5 protein-coding genes are annotated in these 3,989 nt (G+C 32.9%); 2 read left to right on the forward strand and 3 right to left on the reverse strand.

Features of this window, described 5'->3' with window-relative positions; genetic code table 11:
- Positions 1–815: hypothetical protein (locus Q0977_RS17890; protein WP_299516454.1), on the forward strand; the 815-nt coding region annotated here is incomplete at its 5' end.
- 106 nt (positions 816–921) lie between these two features.
- Entirely contained in the window at positions 922–1,596 is a 675-nt protein-coding gene (locus tag Q0977_RS17895) for a DUF2642 domain-containing protein (RefSeq protein WP_299516456.1), read from the forward strand.
- A 261-nt stretch (positions 1,597–1,857) separates the two neighbouring features.
- Here the strand turns inward: Q0977_RS17895 and Q0977_RS17900 are convergent, their stop codons facing one another.
- From Q0977_RS17900 to Q0977_RS17910, 3 genes are all read right to left on the reverse strand, one after another.
- Positions 1,858–2,229 carry an SET domain-containing protein gene (locus Q0977_RS17900; RefSeq protein WP_233548142.1) on the reverse strand — a complete coding sequence of 124 codons (372 nt, stop codon included), beginning with the start codon at positions 2,227–2,229 and terminating at the stop codon, positions 1,858–1,860.
- A 27-nt stretch (positions 2,230–2,256) separates the two neighbouring features.
- Positions 2,257–3,342 carry a CotH kinase family protein gene (locus Q0977_RS17905; RefSeq protein WP_119416997.1) on the reverse strand — a complete coding sequence of 362 codons (1,086 nt, stop codon included), beginning with the start codon at positions 3,340–3,342 and terminating at the stop codon, positions 2,257–2,259.
- A gap of 125 nt (positions 3,343–3,467) precedes the next feature.
- Positions 3,468–3,989, reverse strand: a 522-nt coding sequence (locus tag Q0977_RS17910; protein WP_299516459.1) for a hypothetical protein, incomplete at its 5' end; no start/stop codon positions are given.

The raw sequence follows: 3,989 nt of genomic DNA on the forward strand, positions 1-3,989 counted from the left end.
CTTCTCCTTTCGATTATGAAGTTATAGTCAACCAGATTAATAACGAGTCTTCTATCTTCAATCATGATGTCTCTGGCGATCAAACGGATACCGAGCCTTCACATTACAATCTAATATCACCTAATTCTATGGATGAAGAAGAGGGTTCAAATAATACTGAAGTAAATGAACGGGAAGAAAATGTAGAAGATGAGGCCGATTTCTATATTCAACCTTCCAATCCTAATTCCGTTCATCTAACTGACCCTGCTTCATATAACCCTCAAAAGAAGTCTCGTAATGGTAAAAATCCTAAAATGTCTGCTCAGGAGTATTTTAATAGATTAAGAGGTTTGCATCGAACAAATTATAAAGAAGAGCAAAATCAGATAGGAAATTCATCTTCTATAGAAAAAGAATCCAGCCGAATATTTAATTCTATACCCAAAAAAGTTGAAATCATTCATGACGAAGAAACTACGGATTTCACTGAAGATTTTTCACTTAACTCTTTACCTAGAAGAAAAAAGAAAAGAAGAAAATTAAACTTAGATAAAGCTACATCTACCCAAAACACTACTACAAATGTCACTACATTCTTCACTTCTTCTCATAAAAATTCTTCAACTGAATCAACAGAGTCACAGAATCCCCAAAAGTTAATTGAAACTAATACAAAAACCTTAGAAAAGCAGCCACCTGATTATTTAAATACTAATGTGGATTCAATTGCGCATAAAGGATTATTAGAAAAACAATATTTTGCTTTGATGAAATACGCTGAGAAAATGTACAACAAGCTCAGAGATGAACGTTTAAATTCAAAATCAAAATAAATTGAGAGTAAGCTCTTCTTGTTAGAAATGCTTCAGCTTTAAACAACACCTTAAGTTGAGCTTTTTCTCATTTTTCTAATAGAATATGATAGAAAGGATGGTGAAATTGAAAAAACTAATTCAGCAATCAGAAAAAGAATTTGCTAAAATTGAAGTTTCTGGTGGGAAATTTTTGAGAGGTTCAATTATTGATTTTAGCACAGAAATTATCGTTTTATTTAACGGACATGACTATCTTTACATCCCTGTAATCCATGTTAAAAATTTTACGTTCAGCAATAACGATGAAGATTCTGTAAGCAAGCCTACAAATCCACCAGGTATTAATAGCAAATCTACCGAAACATTAACACTTAAAACTATCCTTTCTAGAGCGCAAGGCATGTATGTTGAGTTATATGTAACCGGAAAAGTGCCTTTACAAGGCTATATCTCGAACATAATGAATGATTACATTATTTTTGAATCGCCCATTTACAAAACTATGTATATTTCTTTAAATCATATAAAATGGTTGATTCCTTATATTTCCAATCAAAAACCATATGGATTGACGAAAGAGGATTTTCCAATTGATCAGTATTCAGTTGAACTTCCTCAAAACTTAGATAATTTGGTCAAGAAGATAAAAGATGAGTTAGTCATTATTAATCTTGGAGAAAAGAGCTACCAAATAGGAAAGTTAGTCGATTTTAGCGGGAATTTTGTAGAAATCTTAACAACTAGATCTGTTCCGTATTATATTAACATCCAGCATATCCAGAGTCTCTCTATAGTGTAAATTAGTCCTATGATTTAGAGCTATTTATCTACTTTTCCTCTTACATCCCACACGTCTTTTCCCATCTCAATTAGTATAGATAAATTAATGGATATCTTCTTCATCATCTGTACCTGATGGTGAAGAAGATATTTTTTTATTTTTAAGTTATCTTTCCATCTTAAATCTTCTGTATCTCTACTGATTGTAGAAAGAATATAACAATAAGAAAAACCAAGAGTATTTAAAACGATACTCTTAGTTTTACGTTAAGTATTTATATTAATCAATTACATCAAACCATAGTTCAGATTGATCATCCGCTTCTCCATTATAATTGATAGTTATTTCTTCTCCAGCTTTGATATCTGTTAGCGCATAAAAGTCGATTGTTAACTTATCTTCATTATTATAATAAATTGCATTCGGAGTATATGAATGATTAAAGAGTGAACCATACCCAAGTGCTATTGCTGTATCATGTCCCCAATAAAAACAATAATAAAAGAGTTTAGTTTTCTCTAAATACTTCCACTCACTCTCAGGTGAAATAACAATTGGGGATGATTCAATGAGTTCATCCTTTTTTATATCTCTTGTAGCGAAAATTCCTCTTCCATATTTCCCTGTTTCTTTTACACATATCGGAAACAATAAGAGTCCTCCGTTCTCTAATCTTTATCAATCATATGACTTGATTTTGCTTTTTAAATATTCGTTTCGCTTATGGATAAATTGAAAAATAAAATCTGGTTCTTGATCAAATAGATCAATTTTATGTTTTTTGTATGGATCGAGTAAAAAATCGGGTCGTATACTTTGATGAAGCTTCATCACCTTATCTTCCATAAAACCAACTGTAAATTTAGTCTCTAATATTTCTTCTAGCTTTTCTTTATACATTTTCCTAAATTCGGGAACTTGTAAGATAAGATCAATAAGATGGTTTTCCTTGTTACCTTCAAAAGGAACATAAGTATGATCCATTACCCCACCACTTATTTTCCTTCCCCACGTTCCATCATAATCCCACGGCATTATCTCATATAGCCCTGTCACCTTGTTACGATATAGTGAGTAATTATGAGTAAAACCATCATTATTCATTGTACAAACTGCTCCAATAAGCCAACCTAAAAAGGTATCTATATTCAAATATTGTAAAATAATTTCGGGGAAATCGAATTTAGAAGTAGTATTAATCTTTGATATGAATTCACGAAGGTGTTGGTCATCAGTTGATGTACCAAAAGCTTGATAATACCCTGATAAACGGGATCTCTTTTTCCTTCCATCTCTTGTAAGAGAAAAGTTTGCATTATTATTTTCAGCATAATAAATTGGTCCCTCTGGTAAATTCCTCTTTTTTAAAAAAAGATCATCTACTGATTCTAATTGTAAATAGAGTCCTTTAAGTTCATCGTTTCGAAATAATCTTATATGCTGGCTATTCGGTGCAAGTACTTTTAACTCTTTAAAAAAATCAAATGAGAGCTTATTACGCATAAGTGAAGGATCTCGATATTCTGCATTTAGATGGATCGTGCGGGCATCAAAGAATTTTTTCTCTTCATTAAAGTAAAAAGTATAAGATCGTTTACGCATTTCCCGAGTATACGATCCTCTATAAGCAATATTTATCCTATAAGTTGAATCGCCGACTTTTAATTTTGCAAAGACCGGTTCATCGCTCTTGAGATTCTTCCTTAAACAATTTAAATCATCTTTATCGATTATTAAAAAATATGAAGGAATGGAATAATGCAAATATTCACCTGCTCTTTTTTAATCAATCACCTTGGTCTATTAAATCCTTATTCTTTACTTACCTTTATTTTTAATAAAAATTAATCGCAAAAGAATATGAACTAAGAACTCCCCCTAAACGTAGATTAAGGAAAGTTCTTAAAACATAAGTCATATAAAGAATAATTTCTAACTTTTGCAACAAGAACAGGAGGATGATCTTGAGCGGCTATGAGATCCTGAACTTCTGCGTGACGATTTTGAACAGCTACAGGAGCCTGAACTTCTGTGTGATGTTCTTGAGCGGCTATGGCCCCCTGAACTTCTATGCGATGTTCTTGAGCGGCTATGACCTCCTGAACTTCTGTGTGATGTTCTTGAGCAGCTACAAGATCTTGAACTTCTGTGTGATGTTCTTGAGCGGCTATGGCTCCCTGAACTTCTATGCGATGTTCTTGAACAGCTACAAGATCTTGAACTTCTGTGTGATGTTCTTGAGCGGCTATGGCCTCCTGAACTTCTGTGTGATGTTCTTGAGCAGCTATGACCTCCTGAACTTCTATGCGATGTTCTTGAACAGCTACAAGATCTTGAACTTCTGTGTGATGTTCTTGAGCCACTATGACCTCCTGAACTTCTATGCGATGTTCTTGAACAGCTACAAGACC

It is taken from the genome of uncultured Rummeliibacillus sp. (genome assembly GCF_934216135.1).
Taxonomy (GTDB): domain Bacteria; phylum Bacillota; class Bacilli; order Bacillales_A; family Planococcaceae; genus Rummeliibacillus.